Origin of the sequence: Oscillatoria sp. HE19RPO (assembly GCF_024220515.1) — a bacterium.
Lineage (GTDB): Bacteria > Cyanobacteriota > Cyanobacteriia > Cyanobacteriales > Laspinemataceae > Laspinema.
In genome coordinates, this window is record NZ_JAMXOT010000334.1 from 1 (window position 1) to 6,367 (window position 6,367).

Genomic DNA, 6,367 nt, shown 5'->3' on the forward strand with positions numbered 1-6,367 from the left:
TTCCAACAAATAAATCATCCTTGCTTTGATGCGATCGCACCTAACAAGGCTCTTTTAGCCCGCGCAGGCGGGCTTTGTCCTGTGAGCCTCCACCCTTCAGGGTGCGGGTTTTTTGAAGGTTTTATTTTTTGGAGTTCCCTTACGAGGGTGCCGTTGGGGACAGTGGCAATCACTTCTCCACCAGGCGATCGCAGGTTAACGGGTCCCCCTTCTAAGGTTTTGACTTGCATCGACCCTGTAAACTGCCTGTTTCCATAATGATGGTAAGTGAGGAAGCGTTCGGCAACCCAACCTGTCAACCCACCGGGGGCGGTTATTTCTGACCAATTTCCACTGCGATCGCCTGTATTAAATAACACCACCGTCCCATTCGGAACCGTTCCCCGGATTCTGGCATTCGTATCGGTATTCTCTCGCACATTCAGCACCCCCCCTTCCGTCGTCACCCGACGATACCAGGTCCGGCAGTTGGGGTCAAGATTCTCCTCGGATTGTGCCCAACTCGATGGCACAACCGCCAAAATTGTGAACCCGCTCAATACAGAAAAGACAACAATATTGCGTTTCATTTCTACACTCCTATAGGATCGGTGATAGCAGCGATCGGATGTTTTTTTCAGGAAACTGGGCAGATTTTTTGATATAGCGGTTCCCTGATTCGCAGGGTAAAGATATCAGGAGGGCGGGAACCGCTATAAAATTAACCCAAAACATCGAATGCACCATCCTCAATAATGCCATTCGGATTAGCGGTTCCGGTAATAATTTGCTCCACTTGTTGGGGGGTTAAATTTGGATTAGCACTGAGCATCAGTGCAGCGACGCCGCTGACAACGGGAGCAGCCATTGAGGTTCCTTTCCAGAAATCGTAGGTATTAATGGGCACAGAAGAATAGACATCTTCTCCCGGTGCAACCACATAATTAAGGATATCAGTACCGGCCCGGTTGGTAAAGTCAGCCACCTGGCGATCGCGAGTCACTGCGCCAACTGCAATGCCGAATTCCGAGGCATAAGCGGCTGGATATCTGACTGCACTAAACCGTTGATCTCCTCCAGCAGAGTTTAATCCATCATTTCCAGATGCCGAGACAATCACTGCTCCTTTTTCTCGGGCATAAATGAGAGCTTCTTTCAGGGTATTATTCACAGCACCGCCGCCCAAACTCAAGTTAATTACCCTTGCACCATTATCCACAGCATAGCGAATTCCGTTGGCAATCCGTTCTTCTGTTCCGGTAAATGCACCAATGACAGGGACGGGCATAATCATGGCATTGGGAGCAATTCCGCTATTGCCAATGCCATTATTATTTCCGGCAATAATTCCCGCGACATGACTGGCATGACCCTCTAACGGATCGATCCGATTAATCTGATTATTGCCATCCAAGAAATTCCAGCCGATGATATCATCAACAAATCCATTGCCATCATTATCAATGCCATTGCCGTTGATTTCATTCGGGTTGGTCCAAATGCTTCCGGCTAACTGAGGGTGAGTATAATCTAAATAACCATCAATCACGGCGACAATCACCCCTTCCCCCGTATAACCTTGATTCCAGGCGGCGGGTGCATTCACCATATCCGAAACCCAATTTGAACCCACCTGTGGCGGCATTTCAGGGAAGGGTTCAGTCCCGACTGCCGCTGCCACTGCCGCTGCTGCATTCACCATGCCATACCCTGATGAGCGATTAAAAAGCTGCGGAGAAAGACTCAACTCATAAGCCGTTGGACCGCCCCCTTGGGACACCATAATTTGATAGTTTCCTGGGTCTAGGGTGAGGTGAATTTGTTCTAATGTCGAACCTTTTTGGGTGGAAAGGGCAACCATTTCCTCCGGTTCAATAGCTTGATTAAAATTGCGGTCCTGAACTAAATACAAATCGGCATTCGCACTTAAACCATCTAAAAATAGGCTGATAGTTTGAGGGCGATCGAGTTGGAATTGGTAAAAATTATTGGGATTTTCGGGTCCAATGATTCCTGATGTGCGCTGCACGCGATCGAGCAAGCCAAAGTTAAACGCATTGGCGACCCCATTCCCTGCTGCATTGGGAGAAAGTTCTGGAGCATTCGCTTCTACCCAGAGATTATAGGTGCTATCTCCTTGGATGGTATTGACCCGGGCAAAATAGGTTCCGGGACTCAAAGTCCGTTCAATTGTCTCTTGAGCCGCACCCTGAGATTCCGAGGAAACAATCACTTCATCGGGATCAATAATTCCATTGCCATTAATATCTTCAATCAAAGAAAGTTGAGCATTGCCACTGAGCTCATACAGAAAAAGTTTCACGTTTTGAAAAGTATCCAGGGTAAATTTATAATAGTCTTCTGGATTAATACTTTCCAAAAAATCACTTTTGATTTGTACCTCGGATAAAGCTCCCACATCGACGGCAGTCCCCAGGGTATTTCCGGCTCCGGAAGAAGGCAAGGTGGGAGCAGTTTTATCGATGGTGAGGAAATAGGGTGTATTTCCACCAACTTTAACCACTCCCAGAAAATAAGTTCCCTGTCCCAGTACCCGATTAATTTGGGGCGTTAGAGTGGGTTCTTCTCCGGGATAGGTAATAAATTCCTGGAAGGTAAAAGTCCCATCATTATTGATATCCTGCATCAAGAAAAAATCCGCAGGCTGTTCTAAACTTTGGAGTTTGATATCAAGATTTCGAGTCTGATCTAGTTCAAATTGATAAAAGTCGTAAGGATTGGCTTCGCCGATAAAATCGGCCACTTCAAAGCGATCGCGTAATACCCCAATCTGCCCGAAACTAATGGGTTCCGTATTTCTTGCTCCCGATGCGGGTACTCCCGCTGGAATAGACTCCATCATCAAATCATAAGCCGTCTGATTATCAACCTGAACAACTCGGGCAAAGTAGGTTCCCGGTTGCAAGCCTGAGAGGTAAACTGTAGCCGGATAGGGTTCGGGTTCTTCCACGGGTCGGAAGGAATTGAGATACTCCATGAAGTCAATTTCTCCATCCCCATTCAAATCAATCAGGTTGCGAGCATTATTGGCTTGGGTTGAAATAATTTCTCCACTATCAATGATGCCATTCCCATTGCGATCCTGAATGACTTGAATTTGCAAATCCGCACTTAAATTCTCCAAAGACAACCGTACATCGCTGGTGGAATTGACGGTAAAGCGATAGAAATCTTGGAAATTATTCGTGCCAATAAACCCTTGATGTGCTTGAGGACGGGTTAAATCTCCAATCCATAATGCCTCATTTAACGTATTACCGGCATGAGCTTGCAAGAGGCGACTCGATGGAACGGCAGAGACGTTAATCTGATAAGCGGTATCTCCCCGATCGGCAGAAACTTTGACAAAATAGGTTCCCGGTGCCGTGGCAAAGCGATCTAGTTGTGAGACGGGAGCTTTTTCCGCAGCGATCGCCGCTTGCACTTCAGCGTCATCGGGAATCCCATTATTATTGAGGTCCCGAATTAACTGAATGTTCGCCGAGGCATTGCTGCCATCTAATTTGACACTGACATCGCTAAAGGTATCTAGGCGAAACTTATAATAGTCTTCGCTATCTACAGACGTGACAACGGGACGAGTGTTGGGGTCGGCTCCTACGGTGTGAGAGGAATTGATCGCCCCGAGATCTCCGGGCAAATATCGACGTCCTTCGGTAATCCCTGTATTCAGCAAATGGTAGAATGCCGCACGGCGATCGCCTCCTAACGCTTGCTCCAAATCTGGATTAACCGCTAAGTAGTAGTCCAAATCAATAAATTGGGAAAATCGGCGATTTTCAGCAAATCCTCGGGTTAAAAAATGTTGAAATGCCCCTTCTAGGTTGCCCGCAAATGCCGAGGCAAGGCCGGGATTTCCATTCACATAATAATTCAGGTCGAGCAAGGGGGAGAAACTTCGCCCCTCCGCAATCCCCCACCCTTGAAGATGCCTTAAGAGTTGACTGTTAGACGTGAGTCCCGCAAAGGCTAATTCAGGATATTGTTCTCGATAATAATTCAGATTGACAAACGGAGAAAAAGCCCGCCCTTCGTCTAAACCTGATGTTTGAAAATGTCGGTACAGTCGGTCTGGTGTGGAAATTCCCACGGCGGCCAAATCCGGATTGGCAGCGAGGTAATAACTAGCATCAAATAATTCTAAAGACATCGGCGATCGATCCAGAAATGTTTTATATTCGCGCTCGATGACTTCTATTAAAACACTTAGTTCCAGAAACCGTTGAATTTAGCAACAATAGTTCATGCTTGTGGCTACATCAGGGGCATTTTTTCCCATGTATCTCTTATGGGGCATCCAGAATGGGTGAGCGATCGCCAAATCCCCACTCAGGGTATCCACCTGAACCCATCTTGATGACCCCATCATTCAATGCAACCCTCAAACCGATCGCCTCGGGTTTAAGTTTTGGCTACGGTTAAATTCAGCCTGATTGTCCCGGATTTCTGATACAATAGGAACCAATTAGTCGGCTTCAGGAGTGAACACAACGGGAGTGAACGAAGTTCTGTTACCACCCAATTCTAGGAACGAAATGCCAACTGGGTTAAGGATTATTCAAACCCTACCCCCAGATGTCGTACATCTGATCGCTGCCGGAGAGGTAATCGACTCTCTGGCGGCAGTGTTGCGGGAATTGGTAGAAAATGCCCTCGATGCCGGTGCAACGCGGATCTCCGTGTCGGTGTGGCCCCAACTCTGGCGCGTGCGGGTGGCAGACAATGGATGTGGCATGGATTTGCCGAATTTGCAACAGGCGGCAACGGCCCACAGTACCAGCAAAATCCACAATGTTTACGACTTATGGAACATTACCAGTCTGGGATTTAGAGGTGAGGCTTTGCATAGTTTAGCGCAGTTGTCCCAGTTGGAAATTAAAAGTCGAGTCGCAGAAGGTGAGGGATGGTGTGCGAAATACAATTCCCAAGGTGAGGCAGTGCAATTCCAACCCACGGCAGTCGCCCCGGGCACGATCGTGACCGTCTACGATCTGTTTGAACGCTGGAAACCCCGGCGGCAGGGGTTGCCCTCGGTTCCCCAACAATTGCGCGCAATCCAGCAGATGATTCAGCACATCGCCCTGTGCCATCCTCATGTCATCTGGCAGGTGGAACAAGACGATCGCCCTTGGTTTAAAATTACCCCGGGACAAAGCGCCCAACAGATTCTGCCCCAAATTCTGCGCGGGGTCAAGAGTGGGGATTTAGAGGCGTTAACCCAGTCCGTGAGTGATACAGAATCCCTCTCCCTGGTGTTGGGATTACCCGATCGCTGCCATCGCCAACGTCCCGATTGGGTCAAGGTTGCGGTAAACGGACGCTGCGTGCGATCGCCAGAATTGGAACAAACCCTGATTGCTGGATTTGCCCGCACCTTACCCCGCGATCGCTACCCGGTTTGCTGGCTGCATCTGCAAATTTCCCCAGAACAAATCGACTGGAATCGCCATCCTGCCAAAGCGGAAATTTATCTCAAGAATATCACCCAATGGCAGGAACGAATCAGTGAGGCGATCGCTCAAGGGTTGCAGTTAAATCCAGAAACCACCCCCGACGCCGCCCAACACCGCGTTACCCAACTCCTGAAAGCATCCGAAGAAAAAGGTGCGTATCACGTCAACCCGAACCCCGACGAGAATTCCCCATCCGGCAGTCGGGCGCAACCCCTGCACCTGCGCGCCGTCGCCCAAGTCAGCCAAATGTATATTGTTGCCGAACATCCCAACGGATTATGGTTAGTGGAACAACATATCGCTCATGAGCGCATTTTATACGAACAACTCTGCGATCGCTGGCAACTCGTCCCCATCGAACCCCCGATCGTCCTCAATCAACTCACCCCCGCCCAACTCGAACAACTCAACCGCCTCGGACTCGATGTCCAACCCTTTGGCAGCGAATTATGGGCCGTTCGTACCCTCCCCGAACTCTTAGCACAACGAGACGATTGTGCCGACGCCCTCATCGAACTCAGCCTAGGGGGAGACATCCAACAAGCCCAAGTCGCCACCGCCTGCCGCAGCGCCATCCGCAACGGCACCCCCCTCACCTTACCCCAAATGCAGGATATTTTAGACCGTTGGCAACGCACCCGCAACCCCCGCACCTGTCCCCACGGCAGACCCATCTATTTATCCTTAGAAGAGTCCTCCCTCGCCCGCTTTTTCCGCCGTCACTGGGTCATCGGCAAAAGTCACGGCATTTAACAGAATACTTCCCCAATGTTCGTAGTAACGGGAGCATCTCAAGAAGGCAAAGAGACTAGTCAAGGTGATAAATTTAATGACGAAAAATCGTTATTTCTTGGACAGGCGATCACTCTCGCGCCTGTCCAAGAGGTAAATTTGATGACGAAAACTCATTATTT

General features: G+C 49.0%; 3 protein-coding genes. 1 reads left to right on the forward strand and 2 read right to left on the reverse strand.

Annotation, left to right across the window (positions count from 1 at the left end; all coding sequences use genetic code 11):
- Positions 1–14 precede the first annotated feature (14 nt).
- Both NG833_RS25655 and NG833_RS25660 read right to left on the reverse strand, forming a co-directional pair.
- On the reverse strand, positions 15–569 hold the full coding sequence (locus NG833_RS25655) for an SH3 domain-containing protein (protein ID WP_254568113.1): 555 nt from the start codon (positions 567–569) through the stop codon (positions 15–17).
- 131 nt (positions 570–700) lie between these two features.
- Positions 701–4,150, reverse strand: coding sequence for a S8 family serine peptidase (locus tag NG833_RS25660; RefSeq protein ID WP_254568114.1), 3,450 nt, complete (start codon positions 4,148–4,150; stop codon positions 701–703).
- Positions 4,151–4,535: 385 nt separating this feature from the next.
- On the opposite strand from NG833_RS25660, the gene mutL reads away from it, so the two are divergent.
- Positions 4,536–6,206, forward strand: a complete 1,671-nt coding sequence (gene mutL, locus NG833_RS25665; RefSeq protein ID WP_254568115.1) for a DNA mismatch repair endonuclease MutL — start codon at positions 4,536–4,538, stop codon at positions 6,204–6,206.
- Positions 6,207–6,367 lie beyond the last annotated feature (161 nt).